Consider the following 22,193-nt stretch of genomic DNA (forward strand, 5'->3'; position numbering starts at 1 on the left):
GCCGTCGCGCGCCGCATGATCATGAGAATACATAATCAATATCAGTGTGTTGGTGAGCCGGCCTTGCATAAATCCGGGCCGTGCTTTATGCCTCGATCCAGAGCGTCATGCGTTTGGCTTGCTGGGCCGTATTGAACGCAGGATGCCGTGGAATTTTGACTCTGGATATCCGGCGTCCGGCGACCATTCGAGGTTTAGTCCCCATGCAATCCTTTTCGTCCGCCGGTGTGCGCATCAACTATGTCGATCTGCCGCCGCTGGAAGAAACGCCGGCAGCCGGGCGGCCTGTACTGCTCATTCACGGCTTTGCTTCCACGCATGTCGTGAACTGGGTCAATACATCGTGGACGACCACTCTCGGCCGTGCAGGCTACCGGGTGATAGCGCTCGACAATCGCGGCCATGGCGAAAGCGAGAAGCTGTACGATCCCGAGGCTTACACAACCCGTGAAATGGCGGAAGACGCGCGCCGGCTGCTCGATCATCTCGATCTGCCGCAGGCGGCGGTGATGGGCTATTCGATGGGTGCGCGCAATACAGCGGAACTCGTTTTCCGCCATCCGGAGCGGGTTGCGGCGGCTGTGATTTCCGGGCTTGGCATTCACCTTGTTCGTGGTGTCGGCCTGCCGCCGCGCATCGCCGAGGCGTTGGAGGCTCCTTCTGTCGATACGCTGACCGACCCGACCGAGCGCATGTTCCGCGCCTTTGCGGAACAGAATCGCAGCGACTTGCAGGCGCTGGCGGCCTGTATTCGCGGATCGCGCAATTCCCTTCTGGTCGAGGAGATCGAGAAAACCACCCTGCCTGTGCTGGTCGCCGTTGGCTCGCGCGATCCCATAGCCGGGTCTGGTGAGGAACTGGCGGCGCTGTTCCCCAACGGGCGCTTCCTCGATATTCCCGGTCGCGATCACAACCTGGCTGTGGGTGACCGCGTGCACAAGCAAGGTGTTCTGGCGTTTCTGGATGATGTCTACGTGAACGGCTGAAAGCGCGCTCGCGCCTTGCGGGGATTCTTGCCGGAATTTATGTCCAGATTATGCGCAGCCTGTCTGATACCCGGATTGTCTCATACCGATGAACCATATTCTGCCACTCGTCTTGCCGGTTTTTGGGCTCATCGGGCTGGGCTGGGTGGTCGCGCGGTTGGGTATACTCTCTGAAAGCACGTCGATTGGCGTGTCCGATTTCGTGGCGACCCTTGCCATTCCCGCACTCATCTTCCGCATGCTGTCCCAGGGGGATACCCCGGCGACGATTCCCTGGGCCTATTGGTCAGCCTATTTTCTGGGGGTTGCCGCGGTCTGGGCGCTGGCGATGATCATGGCGCGGCGGGTGTTCAATGCAAACACGTCCGAAGCGGTGATCTACGGCTTCTCCGCCGGGCAGTCGAACACGGTGATGCTGGGTATTCCGCTCATCATGATGGTGTTCGGGGAGCCGGGCGCGTTGCCGATGTTCCTGCTCATCGCCGTCCATCTGCCGATCATCATGCTGGCGGCGGCGGTGCTGTTGTCACGCGCCGGGCCGGACGGTGGCGGCAGACGTTTGATGGTGACGCTGCGCGCGCTGGCGACAAATCCGATCATTCTGGCCATTGTTCTGGGTGCCATTGTCCGCGTGACGCATCTGCCGCTGCCGGGCCTCGCGACGGCGGTTATCGACCAGCTCGCAACGGCAGCCGCTCCGGTGACGCTGGTGGCGCTGGGCATGGCGTTGGCGCGTTATGGCCTGCGCGGAAACCTTGGCCCCACGGCAGCCGTCACCGTGCTCAAGATGATCGTGCATCCGCTCATCGTGTGGTTTCTGGCTTTTCACGTTTTCGACATGTCGCCGACATTCGCTGCGGTTGCCGTCACTTTCGCGGCGCTGCCCAGTGGCATCAATGGTTATCTCGTCGCCGTGCGCTACAGGTCCGGTGAGGCGCTGGCGTCGAATGCGATTTCCATGACGACACTGGCATCTGTGGTCAGTATGACGTTCTGGCTGTGGTTCATCGGCGCCGGGGCATCCTGACGACAGTCCGGCAAGTCGAACGCTCGGCAAGTCGAACGCCCGGCAAGTCGAACGCCCGGCAAGTCGAACGCGGTATCAGCGGATCGATGTGAAGACGCGATCCCACCGCACCGCCGAAGGCCACTGCCACAGCTTCCATGCGGGCGTGTTCTCATCCAGCGAGAAGAATATGGTATCGGCGCGGCCGATGAAGTTTTCCAGCGGTACGTAGCCAAGTGAGGCGAGGTCGCGCGAGTCCACCGAATTGTCGCGGTTGTCGCCCATCATGAAATAGTGTCCTTCCGGCACCTTGTAGAGGAAGGTGTTGGCCCAGTAGCTGCCCGCGCCTTCGCGCTCCATGATGACATAGCTGACACCGCCGGGCAGAGTTTCGCGATAGAGCGGTGCGTCGATGGGTTTGCCCCACTGGTCGGCATCCGGGAAGGTGCCGACGCGTTCGCGTTTCACCCGCTCGCCGTTGATGACGAGAACATTGTCGACCATCTGGACCGTATCGCCCGGCAGGCCGATCACGCGTTTCACATAATCGGAGCCATCGCCGGTGGGCGAGGCGAACACGGCGACATCGCCGCGTTTTGGCTCCGCGCCCCAGATGCGGCCGTTGAAGGGAATGATTTGCCAGGGCAGCGAATAACGCGAATAACCATATGAGAATTTCGACACGAACAGATAATCGCCAACCAGCAGCGTCGGAATCATTGACCCCGACGGGATCATGAACGGCTGAAACAGCAATACCCGAATAACGAAGGCCACCAGCAGCGCCTGCAGCACGACTTTGATGACATCGCCGATGCCGCTGCCGCGCGTTGTCGGCGTGGCCTGGTCATGGCCGGGCTTTGGCGTGGGCAGTTTATTGTCGGGAGGGTTTTTGTTTTCGGGAAGATTCATGCGCGATGTCCGTGCGGTATCCACTTGCCTGATGGCGCTTTATGTCAGCATTTGCTCGATCGGCTCAAGCGTATTCATTGTGATCGGCGAAGGGAACGGGACTGTTCGCAGAGCGCTTCCGATCGTTATTCAACGCTCTGAAGACCACGATACCACGCCCACGATCCTTTACCGGATCGTTTCACGTGATAAAGCGCGACATCGGCGCTTTTCATCAGGGTGTGAAGGTCGCCGCCATCCTGTGGATAGAGACTGACACCGATGCTGAGACCAACGGTTGCGAGGTTATCCTCAAGCTGTAGCGGCTTTGCTATGGAGCCGATAATACGTTCGCAGATCTCTCCCGCCTGTCCCGGCTGATCGAGATTCAGCAGCAAAATCGCAAACTCGTCGCCTCCGAGCCGGCAGACGATGTCACCGGCGCGCACGCTTTGCTGCAACCGCCGGGCCACTGCAATCAGCGCCTTATCTCCCACATCATGACCGAACTGGTCATTGATCTTTTTGAAGCCATCGATGTCCGCGATCAAAATAGCTGCAGCGGCATGAGATGTACTTTGATGCGATGCATCCACTGCGGCCACGAAATGCCGCCATGCATCCTGAAGCATGCGGCGGTTAGGCAGGCCGGTCAGAGGATCTTCCAAGGCAACCCGGCGCAGTGCTTCTTCGGCGATCTTTCGGCTGGAAATATCCTCGAACGTGGCGATGGCCATCCCGATGTCACGCAGCACGATACCCTGACGCTGAATGGTCAACACTCGCCCGTCCGCGCATTTGATGCTCACCTGCAAAGGTTCTATTTCACCGATGCCAGTGGAATTTCCCGAATGCCATAGTTCATTCCAGCAAAGACGCGCCCTCTGACGATCGTCTTCATAGAGATAGGCACCGTCTATCCATGCATCGACCGTGCTGAAATCCGTATCGCTGTAGCCGAATATGGTCCGGAATGCCCGGTTGACGAACCGGATTTCCCTGCCGGGCAGGGACGCCAACGATACCGGGATGGGAAGGGCATCGAGAATAATATGGAGATCGCGATATGAGAACGCCGTATTATTGGCTGCGCGTTCAAGCAGTTCTCTCATTGTGTGTGCCAGCTCTCGAATTTCATGAAGCAAATCTAAGCGCGGAATAAATCTTTTTGTACTGAAATAAAGGCTTGCAGTATAGTTAAATTTAAACTGGACAATTGCGAAATATACCAAGCAATTATGTATTTTCCGTTATCGCAAAGGGCGTAAATTTATCAATAGGTTGCCGCAGGTCAGCTACCGGAACGAAATGGCGGGGATCTCTCAGCCATTCCGCTCCGTTGATGCATGTGTGTGGAGCCATTCTGTGAGGCGAGGGGCGCTCAAGGCGGGGGAAATGAAATAACCCTGTAATACCGGGCACCCCAAAGCTTCCAGAAGAGTGCGTTGGGGCAATGTTTCAACCCCTTCGGCGACAACCGTCAAATCAAGGCTGCGGCCAAGTCCGATCACGGCTTCCACGAGCAGGCGATGGCGCTTCGCTTCCTGAAACCTGTTGATGAACGAACGGTCGATTTTGATCTCCGTGACCGGCAACGTGATGAGACGCGACAGGCTTGAGAAACCAGTGCCGAAGTCGTCGACGGATAATCCGACGCCAAGAGCACGGATATTGTTGACGGTGGCCAGCATGTCTGTCGTCAGGGCCATTGCGGCGCTTTCAGTGATCTCAATCGTCAGATCGCGGCCTTCAAGCGTATATTCATTGAAGAGTTGAGCAATGAAATCCGGCAAATCGTTTTCGAGAAAGTTCAGCGGCGACAGGTTGACGGCGACAGTTGGAATTGGTCGTGCTTCGGAGCGCCATATCGCCAGTTGCCTGCATGCCTCTCGCAATGCCCAGCGGCCGATGGGCGCGATCAATCCTCGATCCTCCGCCAGCTCGATGAAGCGGCTGGGCGGAATATCGCCGTGGCGGGGGTCGCGCCAGCGTGACAGCGCCTCGACACCGTAAATTTCGCCGCCTGTTCTGACCTGGGGTTGATAGTGCAGGCTCAGGCGGCCTTGTTCAATCGCGCGCACCAGCAGCGTGCTCAGCAGCAGTCGCTCCTGCACGATCTGGTTCATTTCCGGGTTGAAGAACTGGAACGTGCCGCTGCCGATCGTCTTGGCATGGCGCATGGCGTTGGCGGCAGCTCCGAGGAGGGTGCTGCGATCTCTGCCATTAGCCGGGTATATACTGATGCCTGTCGTGGCCGAGACACTCAGCAGATGCTCCGCGACTTCGATTTTGCGACTGAAAAGCTTGCGCAGATTTTCCGCCCTGCGCGCGGCGGCGCGTACGTCGCAGATGGGGGCGACGATGATGAACTCTGACCCGTCTCCCCGGCTAAGGAACTCACCCGGAAGAAGTTGCTGCTGCAGGCGCGTGGCAATTTCAACCAGAATCCTGTCACCAAAAGCATGGCCAAGAGCATCGTTGAACTCGGAGAAGCGATCGATATCGATGCAGAAAAAAGCTGCGGGTTTCGCGGGGTTGCCGGCGAGGAAATCATCGACATAATTATGCAGGGAGTTGCGGTTCGGCAAGCCGGTCAGCGCATCGAAATGCATCAGTCGCGTTGCCTGTATCCGGCTTTCCTCTCGTTCTATAGCCAGCGAGCAAAGCTTCACGCAAGTATCGATGACGCGCAGATGGAGTGGCGAGGGTTTGGCCGGTTTTTTGGAATAGAAGGCGAAGGTGCCGCCGACCCGGCCATCCCGCAACCAGATAGGAAACGACCAGCAAGCCCGTAAACCATGCGGCAACGCCAGATGGGCGATGGATGCCCAGATGGGGTCCGTCGCGATATCCTCGGAAATGATGGGCTCTCCGCGTGCCACCGCGGTTCCGCAGCTTCCCAGACCGTTGGCTGCCTGCACGCCGTCTATTGCGGCATTGTAAGGCGCGGGCAGCATCGATACGGCCCATGGCCGCAGCAGATTGTCGGCATCCACACGCAGAATGGAGGGAACGATATCCGGGGCAATCTCCCTGACGCTCCGGCACATATAGTTTCCAAGCTCGTGGTAGGAGAGGTTGCTGACAAGCGCGTGCAGGGTGTTGCGCTCCAGATCCCGGATGAGCCAGTCTTCGGTAATGTCGATCATGATATCGACGGAATAACCCGCGAGGGGGGACTGCTCGGGCTCGATAATCGGCATGCTGTCGATCCGCATCCACATATCATCGCCGTTTTGCCGGCGAACGAGCGTTTCGGATTTGACCTGGCGCTTGCCCCACTCTTTCTGCTGATATGCTTCCATTTCCTTGCAGTTCATAGCCTGGCTTATCAGGAAGCTTGCGGGACTGCGGCCAATCACCTCTTCGGGCTGGTATCCGAGAACCGTGGTGAATGCCTCATTGACGTGAATAATATGCCGGGCCGCATCAAGGGTCACGATAGGCGTATGCGTTTGTGCAAGCGCCAGTAACAAGACCTGATGGTGCTCATCCAGCATCATGGGCGTTTCTGTCATTCGCCCATACTCCGTTGGCGACAACGATAGACATGATTCAGAGCGCCACACAGCCACATATTATCGACCGTCTGGTGCTCCAGTTATTTATTTCACGGCGAATTGCGCTTAATTCACCAGATCCACTTGAGCGCGATTTGCGCTGTAGAGTGGGCAGTTGCACTCCGTTGTCCCGAAACTCGTCATCTATACCATTATACATGTCCATAACATACACCCGTTGCACGAATGCTGGCAACAGCACCACAGAGCGAGGAATGAAGACGGGCACTGGAGTTTCCCGCCTCGATCGTCCGCGACGGAGCGGTAAGCGCCGGCGTGTGTTAAATTTGCAACTGGCGCTGCAATATGTGTCAAGCTTAATTGGGCGAACATTCCATGAAAGGCCGACTATATTCTTTCTTGCTTGTGAGATGGATCGTATCCCATTGTTATGAAAAGGAAAAACGGTGCTTCTGCCAGTGACCTTTGGTCATATGTAATCAATTATTGCTGCGGACAATAAGTTGATGGAATATAAAAATAATCTTATGAGTATTTGTATTTAAAATTTGTATTTATATTGATATTTTTTATATAAAAATATATAAAACTAATAATATCAGAAATATTTCTTATTTAAAAATATAATTTTGGATTGTATTTAATATGATTTATAAGTCAATTTATAGATGTATATAATCTGCGTTGATTTTTATTTTTATGGCTCAGTATTTTTCGGCTTGCTTTAAATTATTTTTTCCGGGGGGCAGAATGTCCGTTGCTTTCTCCACGAACAAACGAAGTGTTGCCAAGGGTTTTCTGGCAGGTATCAGTACGTTGTCTCTCGCAATCGGCATGGCTCATATCGCCGCGCCGGCGGGCGCGCAGACGAGTTCGTCGACTGATGAGACTTACACCAGTCTGAAGACTTCTCTAGGCTACGACGGGCAGGCTGCTGCTAACCTCCTGCTCGACAACAATCATTACAGCAATCTCGATGTCGTCAACGATCGTGGCATTGTCATGTGGTCGTTTGGCGGGCGGGGCGTTACTACTTCCGATAGTAATGGCACCTATGCCGGCTCTGGCGGCACGGTCACTCTGACCCAATATGGCAATTTGTCAGGTCATCGTGCGGCCAACGCTGCCTACGCCGAGCTGACGATAAAAACCGATAATGGTAACCTCAGCCAATCGCTCGGCCAGGGCGGGTGGACTGATGAAGGGGATTACCGTTTAAGGTTCGAGAGTGTGCGGAATGCCAATACCATTCCGCTCATCTTTCTCTATTCTCAGGGCGGACAAGGCGGGGAGGCCTATGGCGCGGACAAAGGTCGCGGAAAAGGCGGTCACGGAAACGATGTAACCTTCGATCTGCATTCTGCGGTTACGACAACGGGTGACAGATATCCGGGCGTATGGATTTCAAGTTCGGGGGGTAATACCGGCTGGGGCGTTTCAAGCCAGGCTCTTGTCAATGACTTCATCAAGGATCCCCCGAACGGTGGTGATGTATCGGCCACTGTGTCTGCTGGTGCGTTGATCAGCACGAACGGCACCAATTCTCCCGGGCTGATTGCGGACAGTGTTGGCGCCACTGGCGGCGGCATCAAGCAGGGTGTTACCAACTCTTGGTACCAAGTCCCGAACCATGGCGGAAGCGGGGGACGTAGTAAAGGCGTAGCTGTCAGCAACGCGGGTACGATCAAAACAAGCGGCAGCGAGTCTCCGGCCATCATCGCGCAGAGTATTGGTGGAACTGGCACGCAACAGCAGAATAACCTTATAGCCGCCGCCGGCGGCAACGGCGGCCTCGGTATGCCGGTGGCCGTTGACAACTTCGGTATGATCGACACCTCCGGACTGAACAGCTTTGGCATCGCCGCCTATTCCATAGGCGGGTTAGGCGGGTCAGGCGCCAGCGGTTTGGGCAAAGGCGCCGATGCTGGCAGTAACGGCAGTGCCGGCACGGTGGCCGTCACAAACAAGGCTGGCGGCTCGATCGTAACGCGGGGCGAAGGGGCCTTCGCCATTCTGGCGCAATCCTTCGGCGGTGGTCTCAATGCAGGCTATTATAACCCCTTTGCCGATCAAACCAGCGGACATGGCGGCAATGGCACGCATGCCGGCGGCTCGGGGTCGCATGGTGGGGCAGCCGGTTCAGTGACGGTGACGAACGCCGGCAGCATCGAAACGCAGGGCAGTGATGCTGCGGCCGTTCTTGCCCAAAGCCTTGGCGGTATGGGCGGCCAGGGCGGTAACGCGACCTCGGAAGGCCTGTTTGTCGCGGTTGCTCTCGGCGGGGATGGTGGTCCGGGGGGAGCTGCCAGCTCGGTTAACGTCAGCAATACCGCCGGGCAAATCGTTACTCACGGCGATTCGGCCGCGGCTGTGTTCGCCCAGTCGATCGGCGGCGGCGGCGGTGCGGGCGGTGTCGCCAAGGCCCACAGCGTCGGCATCGTCACATCGATTTCCGTCGCAATCGGCGGCGCGGGCGGTTCAGGCAGTACGGGCGGCACAGTCGATATCACTAACAATGCCATGATTTCGACGTCCGGCGAGAATTCCTCCGGCATCTACGCCCAGTCGATCGGCGGCGGCGGCGGTCATGCTGGTTCCGCTTCTGCGGCATCCGCTGCTTTCGGCGCTGGAGATTTTCCGTCCGTTGACGTTTCCGTTGGCATCGGCGGCTCAGGGGGCTCCGGAGCCACTGGCGGCGATGTCAACATCACGAACACCGGCAGCATCAGGACGCTTGGCACCAGCTCTCACGGCATAAGCGGCCAAAGCATCGGTGGCGGCGGCGGCGATGGCGGCGGTGCAACCAGCTTTGTCTTTTCGGCTTCCCAATACGCTTTCGGCATACCGGTGGCGGTCGGCGCATCTGGCGGCCAGGCAGGCCATGCATCGAAGGTTTCCATTACGAATTCCCGCGGTACGATCACGACCTCCGGTAACGGTGCTTACGGCATCTATGGTCAGTCCGTTGGCGGCGGCGGCGGTAGCGGCGGTAGTTCGACGGCGCTCGCCGACATCTATAAGATCGAAGGTATTGGCGCTGCGATCAATGTATCCATCGGCGGTAAAGGCGGCGGCGGCGGCAATGGCTCGACCGTCACGGTGCAAAATGACACAGGGGGAACCATTACGACCGTGGGTGTATTTGCCCACGGCATTTTTGTGCAGTCTGTCGGCGGCGGCGGCGGTAACGGCGGCAGCGCCGACTCCTCGGCCGGAACCGGCATCATTTTCGGTGACACGATCAGCAAGTGGCTGTCGGAATCGAAGATTGGCGAAATACCGGCAATCCAGGTTACGCTGGGCGGCTCCGGCGGCAGTGGCGGTCACGGCGGTGAGGTGACTGTGACCAATACCGGTTTGCACTCGACGATCCGCACACAGGGCTCCAACTCTCATGGCATTTTTGCGCAGTCGATCGGCGGCGGCGGCGGTAACAGCGGCAACTATGCCAATGCCGCTGAAGGCAGGCTGACCTTCACGGTCGGCGTCGGCGCTACAGGCGGCAGCGGCGGCACGGGCGGTCTTGTCAAGGTCACCAACGAGACCGGCGCCGTCATTGCCACCGAGCAAGATGGTTCTCATGGCATTTTCGCGCAGTCGATCGGCGGTGGCGGCGGTAACGGCGGCAGCCTGACAGCCGAAAAAGAGATGTTCCCCGATATTGGTGGTAAATTCATCGCAAAGGTCAAGCAAATCATCGGCTATGACTACGTGATGCAGTGGGCGGTTAAGCATGGCTATAAGGATGACTACGATATCATCAAAGGTCTGGTCGATGTTGTTCAAAGCACGGGTGTTGCTGACAACTTCGAGAAAGAGTTCAAGGAAAAGCTTCTTAGCGGCCTCAAGGGCTCTGAACTGACGAAAGATTACGAGAAGAGCAAAGACAAGGCCATCAAGGATGGCGATATCGATGCCGAGGGCAAGAAAAAGGAACCTGAAGCCAAATACCCCAGCCTGTCGCTGACAGTTGGAGTGGGCGGTCAAGGCGGCGTTGCCGGTTCAAGTGATGGTGTAACCGTCACCAATGATGGAACGATCTCCACCGCGGGCAACGCGTCCTACGGCGTTTTCGCGCAGTCGATCGGCGGCGGCGGCGGGGTCGGCGGGCTGGGCGGTTCGTTGAACGGGAATGGCAACCAGGTCAACCTCAATCTCGGCGTCGGCGGAAAGGGCGGCCACGGCAGCATTGGCGGGGCTGTTGATATTACGAATAGCGGCACTGTCACGACCCTGCGCGATGCTTCCTACGGCATATTCGGCCAATCGATTGGCGGCGGCGGCGGCGTCGGGGGTGGATCAAGCAGTTCTACATCCAAGAAAATCACCGCCAACCTCAATATCGGCGGCAACGGTGGCTCCGGCAACAATGGCGGCACTGTCACGATCACCAACTCCGGCTCTGTTCAGACCTCCGGTATCGAGTCGCATGCGCTTGTCGCGCAGTCGATCGGCGGCGGCGGCGGCGCTGCCGTCCTGAATCTGGGTGACGACTCGGATGCCACAGAAAGCGAGGTGGAGAAGATCAAGGAGCGGCTGGAGGTCACGGACAAGATCGCCACGATCCTTGGCGCCGCCGGCACGAAGCTGCTGAAAGCGGAGAGTGCTGAAGAGCATATCAAGGAGTTGAAGAAAAAGGCGCTCGAAGAGGCCCACGTGACGTTGGATATCGGCGGAACAGGCGGTGCAGGCGGCAACGGCGACAGTGCTACCGTCAACCATTCTGGCGGCAGCATTACGACGAGTGGTGAAGCCGCCTTTGGCATCATGGCGCAGTCGATTGGCGGCGGCGGCGGTCTTTCCAGCACCACCGGCAAAGCGAGCATCATAAAAGATCACACCTTCACAATTGGCGGCAAAGGTGGCAGCAGCGGCAATGGCGGCGAGGTGATCCTCAATCTCGCAAAGCAGTCCAACGCCTATATCACGACCAGCGGCGACGGCGCGCATGCTGTCCTTGCGCAATCGATCGGCGGCGGCGGCGGTTATCTGGGACGCGTGGATAAGTCGCATGATTTCGTGAGCAGCGAGCATGCGTCGGGTAATGGCGGGCATGTCAGCATCCAGATGGGAAATGCCAACAACTACGCTTACATCAACACCACGGGCAAAGGCGCGCATGGTATCTTCGCGCAGTCGATTGGCGGCGGCGGCGGCACCTGGACGAACGTGGACGATTATTACACGCTTCAGCCGGGCCGAAGCGGTGTTTTGGCCCGCCCCAATGCCAGCGGCAATGGTGGGAACATCGACATCAACTATAACGGTTCCATCCATGCCACCGGTCATTATGCTTATGCAATTCTGGCCCAGAGCGGCAAACAGACGGACTACGGTACGATCGATCCCAACTCAACTGGCGGTCGCATCCATATCACACTGGATGGCGGTAACTTCGTCGGTGGTTGGGGGGATCCAGGGCGAGATCTGACCTCTGCAATCCGCATTGACGGTGGCGGGAAGGGATCTGACGACAACAACATGAATATCATCACCATCGGTGCAGGGGCTAATGTTTCAGCAGCCTCGGGTGTTGCGATCCTCGCCTACGCAGGCGGCAGTGAGTTTGTCAAACTGTATGGCAAGCTGTCCGGCGATGTCATTCTGACGGATAACCCCACCTCTACCACGGAAGTCAATTACTTTCATGTGGAAAGTAATGGCAATCAGTCCGGTTATTACACTTCCCGGGCCGGCACTGGTACAGTTAGCGTCGGTAATGGCGCGTTCATAATTTTTGGGGGCACACTTGATGTCGGTGGCATCAATAATATTTCCACTCTAAACGTCGGCAGTATGGATGTACGGAGCGGGACGCTACTTGTTGACGTCAATGCCACAACAGCCGGGGTGATCAGCCATGATGCTATTAACGTAGGCGGCCAGTTGTATCTGCAGCTTAATGGCCCCTCGAGTAATCCCTACGTGTTAAAGACACAGATCGTTCCGAATGTGATGACTGGTCTGCTGAAAAGAGATTATTGGATCTTCAGCAAGCCCGTTGACGGACGGATGTACGTTGATGTTGCCGCCAACCCCGGCAGCCCGATTACGTGGACGTCAACCTACAGCGGGCAATCCATCACACCGAAAGCCGATTTCGTGGGCAGCGCGACCAGTCAAGGCATCCCGCTCACCACAGCCCAGAGAACGATGCTGACGAATTTGCAGACGGTGTGGGATGATCCGAAGCAAACCTCGCTTGCCAACCTCTTCGGTATCGCAGCCCGCGAAATTCACTCCACTGCCCAGTACGCGGAAGCCATCAACCGCCTCGATCCGTCGCAATATTCCTCGACCGCCGCGGCGGAAACGAACGGTGCGAAGGTTTCGCTGAAAACACCTCTGAGCTGCCCCGTCTTCATCGACGCCGGCGTGACCCTTGGCGAAACCCAGTGCGTCTGGGGCCGTATCTCCGGCGCCTTCGCCAAGAACAAGTCCAGCCATGGCTACAAGCAGGATGAGTTCAGCTATCGCGTCGGTGCACAGTGGGAAATCGCCCCGGACTGGTTCCTCGGCGTGTCGGGCTCGTATTTCTCCAGCGAACTCGACAGCCACAGCGGCCACCTGACCAGCAGGGGCAAGGGCGGTAATGTCGCGGCGGCGTTGAAGCGCCAGATGGGTCCGTGGCTGTTCGCGGTTTCCGGGCACTTCGGCTACGGCTCCTACGACACCAGCCATAACATCAAGGTTGGTAACCAGAACTGGTTCAGCGAAGGCAACAGCGATGTCTGGACCGGCGCTCTGGGGTTCCGGGCATCGTATGAACTGGCGCTTGGGAACTTCTACATCCGCCCGGCTGTCGATCTGGATGTCGTGCATACCTACGTGCCAAGCTTCGTGAGCCAGGGCAACTTCCCGTATGCTTATCACTTCGGCGCGATGAAGGAATGGACCCTCTCGGCCAGCCCGTTCGTTGAGGTTGGCACGCGCATCGACATCAGCGAAAAGACGTGGCTGCGCCCCTTCGCCTCGATCGGTGGAACCTTCCTGCACGATGGCGATCTGGATAGAAAGGTCAGCTTTGGCCACGAGGCTCCCCGCTTCACCGCGACGCACGCGATGGACCAGCATTATCTCGATCTTGGAGCAGGCTTGCAGTTGTTCAGCAACGATCAACTTGAGTTGCGTGCCGAATACAAGGCGAAGATCGGTGAGAACTATACGCGGCATGAAGCGTCCGGCCGCATGTCCATCAAATTCTGACAAAAAAGTCCCCGACGCATCGCGCCGGGGACTTTTCAATCGGGGTAACTGTCTTTTGTATCAGTTGCCGATGCCGAGCGATTTCAGTTTGCGATGCAGCGCAGAGCGCTCCATGCCGATGAACTCCGCTGTGCGCGATACGTTACCTGAAAAACGGTTAATCTGAGCGATAAGATACTCGCGCTCGAAAATCTCACGCGCGTCCCGCAATGTCAGGCTCATCAGCTTTTCGCCACCGGCGCCGGTTGGTGTGGTTGGTACCAATGTGCCGATTTCCGCCGGCAGCATCTGAGTCGAGATGACCATCTCGGGATCGCCGCCCGACAGGATCATCAGGCGCTCGACATTGTTGCGCAACTGCCGGACGTTGCCAGGCCAGTCATGGGATTGCAAAACCGCCAGCGCGTCTTCCGCGATCACACGACGGGGCAGGCCGGTGGACTGCGATATCTGGTCCATGAAGAAGTTGATCAACTCCGGCACGTCTTCGCGATGCTCTGCCAGTGAAGGGACGCGGATCGGCATCACGCTGAGGCGGTGGTAGAGGTCTTCACGGAAACGTTCGTGCGCAATTTCATGCGCGAGATCACGTCCGGTGGAAGCGATGATGCGCACATCGACATGGACGCGCGTCGAACCGCCGAGCCGCTGGAAATTCTGGTCCACAAGCACGCGTAAGATGCGGCTCTGCGTCTCGCGCGGCATGTCGGCGACTTCATCGATGTAAAGCGTGCCGCCGTGTGCCTCTTCCAGCGCGCCGATGCGCCGGGGGTTGCCATCCGAAGCCTCGATGCCGAAAAGCTCCTGCTCCATGGTTTCGGGCGTGATATTCGCGGCATTGATAATCACGAACGGTGCGGAGGCGCGGTTGGATGTATTGTGGATGGTGCGGGCGACAAGCTCTTTGCCCGATCCCGGGGCGCCCGTGATCAACACGCGCGCGTTGGTGGGCGCGACGCGTTCCACCACCTGCCGCAACTGGTTCATCGCTGCCGAGTGGCCGACGATGCGGTTCGCCTGCACAGAATGGGCACGCAGATCCTTTACTTCGCGGCGCAGGCGCGAAGCTTCCAGCGCTCGCTCTGCCACCAACACCAGACGGTCAGCCTTGAACGGCTTCTCGATGAAGTCGTAGGCCCCTCGCCGGATCGCGGACACGGCAGTTTCGATATTGCCATGGCCAGATATCATCACCACCGGCAGCTCGGGATTGTTCTCCTTGATGATGTCGAGAACCTGCAAGCCGTCGAGGCGGCTGCCTTGCAGCCAGATGTCCAGAAAGACCAGGTGCGGCCGCCGCGCCTCGATCGCCGCCAGGGCATCGTCGGAACTGCCTGCCGATCTCGTGCGGTGGCCCTCGTCTTCCAGGATGCCGGCGACAAGATCCCGGATGTCGGTTTCGTCATCGACAATAAGGATGTCGGCACTCATGCGCTTGCTCCCGGTTGGCTGTTGTCCGTTCCCGCTGCAGGGGCATTGTCAGGGGATGGTGTGGAAATATTTTTCGCCGGCTTTGTATCGCTGGCGCTAACCGGCAGCCAGAGCACGACACGTCCGCCCCGGCCGGCGGAGTTATCGAGCAACTGAATGCCGCCGCCATGATCTTCGAGAATCTTGCCCACGATGGCAAGGCCCAGACCTGTGCCGCCTTCACGCGTGGTCATGTAAGGCTCCAGCAGCCGCTGGCGGTTCTCACGCGGGAAGCCCTTGCCATTGTCCGTCACCTCGATAACGACATTGCCAGCTTCCTCGCGCACCTCGACGTGAATGACACCGGGGCCGCGCTCCTCCTCGGGAACGGCTTTCACCGCCTCCGTGGCGTTCTTCACGATATTGGTAAGCGCTTGCGACAGCAGGCGGCGGTCGAAATAGGCGATAACGCCATGGTCCGGCAGTGACTCGGTGAATTGCAGATCTGGTGAGCCGACACGCATCAGGAACAGTACCTGTCGTACCGTTTCGACGATATCATCATCGGCCTGTGCGGGTTTCGGCATTCGGGCGAAGGAGGAGAACTCGTCCACCATGCGCTTGATGTCGTCAACCTGCCGGACGATAGTCTCGACGCATTGATCGAAAATCTGTTTGTCTTCGACGATGACCTTGCCGTATTTGCGCCGGATGCGCTCGGCGGACAACTGGATCGGCGTGAGCGGATTCTTGATTTCATGGGCGATGCGGCGGGCTACATCTGCCCAGGCAGCCGTGCGCTGGGCTGCCACGAGCCCGGTAATGTCATCGAGCGTGATGACGAAGCCGTGGTGTTCACGCTCATCGCGCTCGCTGGTGACGCGCACGTTCAGCATGCGGTCCCGGCCGCCGCGCGACAGCGATACCTGCCCCTGCGCCCTGCCGTGGAGTGGTTCGCCCGTTGCTGTCCGCCGGTCGCTGGTCAGCGCCTCGTTGGCGGTGGCGTCATCCATGAGCCCGGCAATTTCCGGGATCGCCTCGGCCACACGACGCCCCGTCAGATCGGTCGCCGCCGTGCCCAGCAGGGCTTCGCCGGAGCGGTTGACGATGGTGATAACCCCTTCACCGTCCGCGCCGATGACGCCGGCGGAGACGCCGGCCAGCACCGCCTCGGTGAAGCGGCGGCGTTCGTCGATGACTTCGTTGGCCTCCAGAAGGCCATCGTGCTGGCGTCGCAGTTCGGAGGTCATCTTGTTGAAGGAAGTGCTGAGATGCCCGAGGTCGCCCTCTTTCCGCAACACCGGCACGCGCACGTAGAAGTTGCCGCTCGCTACCTGATCCGAGGCGTGGATCAGGCGGCGGATCGGCGCGACCAGCCGGTTGGCGAGGCTGAGGCCGAACCAGACGGCGGACAGAAGCACGATCAGCGCCACAAGCGCGAACATCGACGCGAAGGCAATCTGGATGCCGACCTTCTTTTCTTCCAGCGCCTGATAATACGCGACGCCGACTTCCGCGGCGGCAGGGAATTCCACGGCGCGCGGATCGACCGGGCGCATGACATAAAGAATGGTGTCGTCTTCCCATTCCAGCTTCAGCACGGAGCGGAACAGGTTTCCCTCCTGCGGAATGATGCAGACGGGATCGCGAGCGGTCGCCGCCGCAAGATCGCGTGCATTGGGCATCGGCACCTGCGTATCGCCCTCGGGCACGACGCGATCCACGACGGTACCGTCCGGCTTCAGCAACATCGCCACCGGGAAGCCGAGGAATATGGCGCGGGAGCGGAAGAACTCCTGAAACAGCTTCTTGTCTGCCTGGTAAAGCACCAGCGCGCGGTTGAGATCGGCTGCCATCAGATCTGTTTCGCGCGCCAGATTACGGCACTGACTGTCGCGATAGGCGTCGGCGATCTCGGATGTGTTGGCGATCAGCGCCTTCAGCGAGTTGGTGAACCACGGGTCAAGCCCGCGTTCCAGTGTGATCGAGGCGACGAGGGCCACAAGGATGGCCGGAAACGCCGCGACGAGGCTGAACAGCGACACGATGCGCACGTGAATGCCGGCGGCTGCGGCGCCAGCGCGGCGCGCCCGAAGGATGGCCCATGCCTCCCAGAGCACAATGCCGATCAGCACCACCACGAGGATACCGTTGCCGATCAAGGCCCAGACAACCACCGCATGGGTCGGCAGGATGGGCGTCAGACCCGTGAGAACGAGGAAGGTCACCAGCGCGGACATCAGCGACAGCACGACCGCGAAGGTGCCGGCGATGCCTGACACCCGCGATCCGCGCTTTGGCTGTTTGTCTGCGATATATGTCAAAGGCGGCACCGTTCCCGCGTTATCGAAATGGCTGATGGTGCGCAGCGTGGCGGTTCCGGCACAGGGAGACCACGTTGCGGGCGATTCGCCAGCTGATGCATCTGGACAACAGTGTTGTATGGATACGACAACCCCGGCAACAAGTCAGCAGTTTTATGCCTGCATCTCCGTTCGCGTTGTCGCGTGTCCCCGACTTATCCGCAATTTTCCAAAAATTGTATAAGTCATCGCGTGTTACCTGTGTCGCGCGGCGGATCGACGCGTAGCACGCGAAACCGCGTGTCGGCGCCGAGGCAGTCCGGCATTTGCGCGACACGCTTCAGCCGCTCGTGGGCGATGGCGAAAATTGTCGGGTAGCCTGCGTCCCACGCTGCGGAGGTGCGCCATCCGTCCTTGCCGCGCGGCTGGCGGGTAGGCTCCGCGGACTGCACCAGAATGAAGCGCCGCCGAATGCCGCGCCGCGCGTCAGCCCGCCACAATCCATGCGCCGTGGAACCGGAGCCGGCGAAGAAATCCATCACGACATCGCCATCGCCCGTCACCATGTCCGCGAGATAGGCGATCAAGCCTGAAGGCTTGGGGTAGGGCATGATGTCCGCGCCGAAAATCCGGCGCAACTCCGAGGTGCCGTCCTCGTTGGTAGGAATGCCGTTGATGCGCCATGATAGCAGGTTCGCGGTTTTTTTGCGCGCTGCGGAATACGTCACAAGATTGGGCCGGAACGGCACCTTGCGGATGGTGATGCCGGCCCCGTCGCGCACCAGTTTGTCCAGCGTTTCCTGGGCATAGCGCCATTCGCCTTCCAGCCGGAAGGCATCGCGATTGACGCCATCGGCAACCGTGACCGCATCCAGCAAGCGCGTGTGGATGTTGCCGGCGGACATGTCCTGCGGCTCAATCAGCCGATCGCCAAAGCCGAATGTTACGGCTCCCGCCGGGAAGGTCAGCACACGCACGCCGTTGCCAGCGTTGTTGAAGGGATATTTCTTGCCCTGAGTGACGCTGCCGGCGGTGAATGGCGGGGCCTTGGCCCTGTTGCGCGCGAAGCAGACGATGAACTCGGTGATTCGCCCCATCTGCCCGTCGAGGAATGAGGGCTTTCGCTTGCGCTCCCATATCAGATGCCCGCAGAAATTATCGTTGCCGAAAATTTCCCGGCCAAGCTGGGTCAGTGCATCCAGTTCCTCGTCGCCGATGCTGATGAGGATCACACCATCCTCACGCAACATCTCGCGCGCCAGCAAAAGGCGCGGAGCCATCATCGACAGCCACGCCGCGTGCGCCGCCACCCATTCGCCGTCGTTCTTCTGTGAGGAGCGGAAATTATCCTTATAGAGCAGGGGGCTGCCGGTGTTGTAGGGCGGGTCGATGTAAATGAGCTTTACCCGTCCGCGCCACTCTGGCAGGAGAAGCTTCAGGGCGCCGAGGTTATCGCCCTCGATCAACAAATTGTCGGCGAAGCACCCTTCCGGAGCCTCAACTTGCCGAAGCGCGGCGTCGACCGGCGTGGCGGCTTCTCGCCATGCCGCGTCTTTTCCGGGCCACACCAGCCCATAGCCAGAGGGCGGCGTCGGCGCAAAAATATCCGGCGCACTTGCAATATTGGATGCGCTTGCCGATGTCGCGGTTCTGGGCGGATGGCGCATCACGAAGCGCTCTTCAATTCCGTGCGTTACCGCAACCTGCACGCGCGCCTATGGATCGGCTCGAACACGCGCGGCTCGGCAGCAAGGCGATGGTTACAAGAAAACAGCCCCCGGAGTGATCCGGGGGCTGTAAATGCCGAAGGCCGTAGCCTCAAAGACGTGACGCCCCGCATGTCGCGAGACGCACGGCATCAACCCTGACGCGCCTTGTAACGCTTCTGGGTCTTGTTGATGATGTAAACGCGGCCCTTGCGACGCACGAGCTGGTTGTCGCGATGACGGGCGCGGAGCGATTTCAGCGAGTTGCGAATTTTCATCGAACCGTTCTCCGTCCGGCGCAGCCCGAGGCCTGCCGGTAAAAATAGAACCGGTCGCCACAGGAATATGTAGCGACCAGAAAACCTAATAGATTTCAGATGGGGATACCTAGCGCTTCTGCCCCTCCGCGTCAATACCGACTTATCGTTCGCCAGCGATATTTGTCTCGCCGCTTCACACCAGCCCGATGGCTTTCAGGGTGTTGTAGGCGCTGATGATTTCCTGCAACCGTTCCTCGAACGAGCGATCGCCGCCGTTGGCGTCAGGATGGAAGCGTTTCACCAGAAGCTTGTAACGCGCCTTGATGGTGAGGGCATCCACCCCGGCATCGAGGCCGAGTTGATCCAGCGCGCGAATCGCCGTGCTCGACAGGCGCGGGCGGGCATCGTCGTCGTTCATGGTGCGCGATTGCCGGGTGCGGGAGGTGAACAGCCCGAACGAATCGTCGATCTCATAGGCTTCCCCGCCGGGCATGCCCTCGCGCCGTGCGCGCATCGCCTCGCGCGTGGTGGGATTGTTGACGCCCATCGACCACGTTGGCCGATGGCCCGTTGTCGCATCTTTTTGATAGGCGGCGACGTCGTTATCGCTCATCCCGTTGAAATAATTATATGATTGGTTATAGGCGCGCACGTGCTCCAGACAGAAATTCCAGTACTGTCCTTCCTGTCCGCGGCCTTTTGGCGCGCGAAAACGGCCCGGTTCGGCGCATCCTGGATGCTCGCACGTCGTTGCGGACGGGGAACTGGCTTCCTCGGCGCGTTTGGGGCGGGTGCGGATTCGGTCGAAAAGGCGTGAGTTGATATTCATGAGCGTGCGTTGATTGGACCGTATTCATATGAGCGTGGATTTATGCGATCTGGCTCCCGGTTGGACAAGACCCGTTGAAACACGACAATGTCTAATCCCGGGCTAACGGCCGGCATTGCGAGCCTGGCAGAGGATACCCGGAATCGCAGAAAACGACAGGGGTGACAAATATGACGCAATCCGACAACTCTCCTACAGTTCCTGTAAACGCACCGCAAACCGGCGACAGAAAAACCCGTATCGCACGGATTCTTGAACAGGATCTCCAACCCGAAATACTGCGGATCGAAGACGAATCGCACCGTCACGCCGGTCATGGCGGCTGGCGAGAGGGCGGCGAAACCCACTATGACATCGTCGTGGTTGCATCGGCATTCACCGGCAAGAGCCGTATCGACCGCCAGCGCCATATCAATGCGCTGCTCGCCGAAGAGTTCAACACCGGTCTGCATGCGTTGGCGTTGACCACTCTGACGCCTGCGGAAGCTGCCGAGCGTGGCATCGCCTGAAGTGTAATGCGGCAGGCGGTCGCGGATTATTATTGCGGATTGTCATGCCCGCGCCGCAATATCCTGAGATTGCCTGATCGAGACAGGATTGCCCGGCCGAAACCGTTTTTTGGCCAAATTGGTTTTTGGCCAAATTGGTTTTGGAATGACGCCGGAACAGGTTTATGGTGTCGCCCATCAAGTCACGCCACATTTAAGTCATGCATGGGTTCAATCGGACCTCAGCCGGATCGGAAGACGAAAGTGACACGCGGAATGTTCAGGACTCTGCGCAGGGCAGCGTTTGTCGCGGCGTTGCCGCTCGTATCGCTTGCCGCGCCGGCAGAAGCGCGGCCCGCCCTGCTCATCGATGCCTCAAACGGCAGGGTTCTGTTCGAAGAAGATGCGTCCACACCGTGGTATCCGGCCTCCGTTACCAAGCTGCTGACCACATATGTAGTGCTGAATGAGATTCGCGCCGGACGGTTGTCGCTCGACACGCCGCTGAAGGTGTCGGCCAATGCGGCGAAGACGCCGCCTTCCAAAATGGGCTTCAAACCCGGTACCGTGGTAACCGTGGATAATGCTCTCAAGATGATGCTGGTGCGCTCGGCCAACGATATCGCCGTGGTGCTGGCCGAGGGCGTGGGGGGAAGCGTGGAAGGCTTCGCCGCAGCCATGAACGCCAACGCCCGCCAGCTCGGTATGCACGACAGCAACTTCGTCAATCCGCATGGCTTGATGGACCCGCGCCAACGCACGACCGCGCGCGATATGGCCGTTCTCGCCCGCGCGCTTCTGAATGATTTTCCGCAGTTCCAGTCTTATTTCGGCATCGGCGGCGTGCAGCTTGGCAAAAAGGTGCACCGCAACACCAATGGCCTGATCGGCCGTTACCCCGGGGCCGAGGGGATGAAGACCGGCTTTATCTGCGCCTCCGGCTTCAATGTCGTCGCCACGGCGCGGGACGGCAACCGCCGGCTGATCGCAGTTTTGCTCGGTGAGCCAACTGCCACCCGGCGCACCATCCGCGCGGCGGAATTGTTCGATTATGGTTTCTCGGGCCGTGTCACGGCCTCGCGGCGTATCGAGGATATTCCGACCGGCAGTGCCGCCGTGCCGCCCAATATGCGCGAAGCGATCTGCGGTGCGAATCGCACCATTCTGGCCGACGACGACAACATCCCCTCTGCCTCCGGCGATGGTTCGGCTGTGCATGCGTTCTTCACCGGCGGCACAGTGCGACGTCGCCTGACAGTGGTGGAGGGCGAAAAGCCCGGCACGTTGATTCGCCGCGCGGATATCCCGCCGATTCCGGTATTCATCGGGTCAGGTGGCGGTGCGGTGCAGCAGGCCGTGGCCGCGCCGGCAAATCCGGCTCCGGCTCCGGCACCTGCGCCGGTTGTGAGAGCGGTTGCAAAGCCCCAGCCTGTGGCAAAACCTCGTCCTGCGGTTCCCGAGACGGCGCAAGCCTTCACCGCGCCTGTCGCTCCGGCGCCAGTGCTGGAAGGCAGCGCCCCGCTGGTGCTGCAAGACGTGCTCGGGCTACCTCCGGCAGCGGCACGATAAAACGGCGACCGCTTGCAG

Annotated in this window: 13 protein-coding genes; 5 read left to right on the plus strand and 8 right to left on the minus strand. The window is 59.1% G+C overall.

Going from position 1 to position 22,193, the window contains the following annotated elements:
- Positions 1 to 203 precede the first annotated feature (203 nt).
- Together FHS81_RS01180 and FHS81_RS01185 are read left to right on the plus strand one after the other, a co-directional pair.
- On the plus strand, positions 204 to 986 hold the full coding sequence (locus FHS81_RS01180; protein WP_183750210.1) for an alpha/beta fold hydrolase: 783 nt from the start codon (positions 204 to 206) through the stop codon (positions 984 to 986).
- A gap of 88 nt (positions 987 to 1,074) precedes the next feature.
- On the plus strand, positions 1,075 to 2,013 hold the full coding sequence (locus FHS81_RS01185; RefSeq protein WP_183750211.1) for an AEC family transporter: 939 nt from the start codon (positions 1,075 to 1,077) through the stop codon (positions 2,011 to 2,013).
- A 75-nt stretch (positions 2,014 to 2,088) separates the two neighbouring features.
- Here FHS81_RS01185 and lepB read toward each other — a convergent pair whose 3' ends face one another.
- From lepB to FHS81_RS01200, 3 genes are all read right to left on the minus strand, one after another.
- Positions 2,089 to 2,904 carry a signal peptidase I gene (gene lepB, locus FHS81_RS01190; protein WP_183750212.1) on the minus strand — a complete coding sequence of 272 codons (816 nt, stop codon included), beginning with the start codon at positions 2,902 to 2,904 and terminating at the stop codon, positions 2,089 to 2,091.
- 125 nt (positions 2,905 to 3,029) lie between these two features.
- A complete protein-coding gene (locus FHS81_RS01195) occupies positions 3,030 to 4,115 on the minus strand; it encodes a sensor domain-containing diguanylate cyclase (RefSeq protein ID WP_246374354.1) in 1,086 nt (361 codons plus the stop codon).
- A gap of 90 nt (positions 4,116 to 4,205) precedes the next feature.
- Complete coding sequence (locus FHS81_RS01200) at positions 4,206 to 6,401, minus strand: EAL domain-containing protein (RefSeq protein WP_183750213.1); 2,196 nt, start codon at positions 6,399 to 6,401, stop codon at positions 4,206 to 4,208.
- A 753-nt stretch (positions 6,402 to 7,154) separates the two neighbouring features.
- Here FHS81_RS01200 and FHS81_RS01205 point away from each other — a divergent pair.
- Positions 7,155 to 13,610: an autotransporter outer membrane beta-barrel domain-containing protein gene (locus FHS81_RS01205; protein WP_183750214.1), complete on the plus strand. Its 6,456-nt coding sequence runs from the start codon at positions 7,155 to 7,157 to the stop codon at positions 13,608 to 13,610.
- A 60-nt stretch (positions 13,611 to 13,670) separates the two neighbouring features.
- Here FHS81_RS01205 and ntrX read toward each other — a convergent pair whose 3' ends face one another.
- From ntrX to FHS81_RS01230, 5 genes are all read right to left on the minus strand, one after another.
- The gene (gene ntrX / locus FHS81_RS01210; protein WP_183750215.1) at positions 13,671 to 15,041 is read right to left on the minus strand and encodes a nitrogen assimilation response regulator NtrX; all 1,371 of its coding nucleotides are present in this window, start codon (positions 15,039 to 15,041) and stop codon (positions 13,671 to 13,673) included.
- Positions 15,038 to 17,302 carry a sensor histidine kinase NtrY-like gene (locus FHS81_RS01215; RefSeq protein ID WP_343052391.1) on the minus strand — a complete coding sequence of 755 codons (2,265 nt, stop codon included), beginning with the start codon at positions 17,300 to 17,302 and terminating at the stop codon, positions 15,038 to 15,040. The genes ntrX and FHS81_RS01215 overlap by 4 nt, the downstream gene beginning before the upstream one ends.
- Before the next feature lie 266 nt (positions 17,303 to 17,568).
- Complete coding sequence (locus FHS81_RS01220) at positions 17,569 to 18,990, minus strand: site-specific DNA-methyltransferase (RefSeq protein ID WP_246374620.1); 1,422 nt, start codon at positions 18,988 to 18,990, stop codon at positions 17,569 to 17,571.
- Positions 18,991 to 19,181: 191 nt separating this feature from the next.
- Positions 19,182 to 19,307, minus strand: a complete 126-nt coding sequence (gene ykgO / locus FHS81_RS01225) for a type B 50S ribosomal protein L36 (RefSeq protein WP_183750217.1) — start codon at positions 19,305 to 19,307, stop codon at positions 19,182 to 19,184.
- Between the two features lie 175 nt (positions 19,308 to 19,482).
- Complete coding sequence (locus FHS81_RS01230; RefSeq protein ID WP_343052392.1) at positions 19,483 to 19,902, minus strand: J domain-containing protein; 420 nt, start codon at positions 19,900 to 19,902, stop codon at positions 19,483 to 19,485.
- Positions 19,903 to 20,288: 386 nt separating this feature from the next.
- Here FHS81_RS01230 and FHS81_RS01235 point away from each other — a divergent pair, with 386 nt between their 5' ends.
- Entirely contained in the window at positions 20,289 to 20,627 is a 339-nt protein-coding gene (locus FHS81_RS01235) for a BolA family protein (protein WP_183750219.1), read from the plus strand.
- A gap of 255 nt (positions 20,628 to 20,882) precedes the next feature.
- Positions 20,883 to 22,175 carry a D-alanyl-D-alanine carboxypeptidase family protein gene (locus FHS81_RS01240; protein ID WP_183750220.1) on the plus strand — a complete coding sequence of 431 codons (1,293 nt, stop codon included), beginning with the start codon at positions 20,883 to 20,885 and terminating at the stop codon, positions 22,173 to 22,175.
- The last annotated feature ends 18 nt before the right edge of the window (positions 22,176 to 22,193 follow it).

Source organism: Pseudochelatococcus contaminans (assembly GCF_014195635.1).
GTDB lineage: Bacteria > Pseudomonadota > Alphaproteobacteria > Rhizobiales > Beijerinckiaceae > Pseudochelatococcus > Pseudochelatococcus contaminans.

Bases quoted from the DNA above. Each gene is read 5' to 3' on its own strand.
- FHS81_RS01180 (WP_183750210.1), top strand. From the start codon at position 204: ATGCAATCCTTTTCGTCCGCCGGTGTGCGCATCAACTATGTCGATCTG.
- FHS81_RS01185 (WP_183750211.1), top strand. From the start codon at position 1,075: ATGAACCATATTCTGCCACTCGTCTTGCCGGTTTTTGGGCTCATCGGG.
- lepB (WP_183750212.1), bottom strand. From the start codon at position 2,904: ATGAATCTTCCCGAAAACAAAAACCCTCCCGACAATAAACTGCCCACG.
- FHS81_RS01200 (WP_183750213.1), bottom strand. From the start codon at position 6,401: ATGACAGAAACGCCCATGATGCTGGATGAGCACCATCAGGTCTTGTTA.
- FHS81_RS01205 (WP_183750214.1), top strand. From the start codon at position 7,155: ATGTCCGTTGCTTTCTCCACGAACAAACGAAGTGTTGCCAAGGGTTTT.
- ntrX (WP_183750215.1), bottom strand. From the start codon at position 15,041: ATGAGTGCCGACATCCTTATTGTCGATGACGAAACCGACATCCGGGAT.
- FHS81_RS01220 (WP_246374620.1), bottom strand. From the start codon at position 18,990: ATGCGCCATCCGCCCAGAACCGCGACATCGGCAAGCGCATCCAATATT.
- ykgO (WP_183750217.1), bottom strand. From the start codon at position 19,307: ATGAAAATTCGCAACTCGCTGAAATCGCTCCGCGCCCGTCATCGCGAC.
- FHS81_RS01230 (WP_343052392.1), bottom strand. From the start codon at position 19,902: ATGAGCGATAACGACGTCGCCGCCTATCAAAAAGATGCGACAACGGGC.
- FHS81_RS01235 (WP_183750219.1), top strand. From the start codon at position 20,289: ATGACGCAATCCGACAACTCTCCTACAGTTCCTGTAAACGCACCGCAA.
- FHS81_RS01240 (WP_183750220.1), top strand. From the start codon at position 20,883: ATGTTCAGGACTCTGCGCAGGGCAGCGTTTGTCGCGGCGTTGCCGCTC.